The organism is Rhizobium sp. M1 (genome assembly GCF_002531805.1).
Classification (GTDB): Bacteria; Pseudomonadota; Alphaproteobacteria; order Rhizobiales; family Rhizobiaceae; genus Rhizobium; species Rhizobium etli_C.
Genome location: NZ_NWSW01000120.1, coordinates 1 through 583 on the forward strand (window position 1 = coordinate 1; position 583 = coordinate 583).

The following is a 583-nucleotide window of genomic DNA, read 5'->3' on the forward strand; positions in this document are numbered from 1 at the left end:
GCGATCGACCATTACAAGGACATGGTCCAGCTCACCGCCGACTGGGGCGGCAAGCGGCTGATCTGCCTGCCGGGCTGGTATATCTTCGGCACCACCTACCGTCAGGCATGGGACTGGGCGGCTCAGGCGATCGGCGAAATCGCCCGCTTCGCCCAGGACTTCGGCGTCGAGATCGTCATCGAGCCCACCCCGGAAGACAGCAACATCGTCAATACCTGCGACAACACCATCGACATGATGAAGGATGTCGGCGAGCCGAACGTGCGCCTGATGTTCGACAGCCATCACGTCATCACTCAAAAGGAAGTGATGAGCGACTACGTCTATGCCATGGGCAAGGACCTCGTCCATATCCACGCCTCCGACAACAACCGCCTGCCGCCGGGCATGGGAAGGGGAGACTTTCCGGCCCTCATCGACGCCCTCGCCGAAACCGGCTTCGACGGATACCTCTCCATGGAGTGCGGATTCCACCAGCGCGGCATCGAACCGGACTGGGTCGCTCGCGTCTGCCTTGAATACCTCAAACCTATCGTCGATGCCGCGAACGCTAAAGTCGGCAGTAGGATGTAATCGTTAACAT

General features: G+C 60.0%; 1 protein-coding gene. It reads left to right on the top strand.

Annotated elements, in window-relative coordinates; genetic code table 11:
• A partial coding sequence (locus CO655_RS33225; RefSeq protein WP_141514401.1) for a sugar phosphate isomerase/epimerase family protein occupies window positions 1-573 on the top strand: 573 nt, incomplete at its 5' end.
• Window positions 574-583 lie beyond the last annotated feature (10 nt).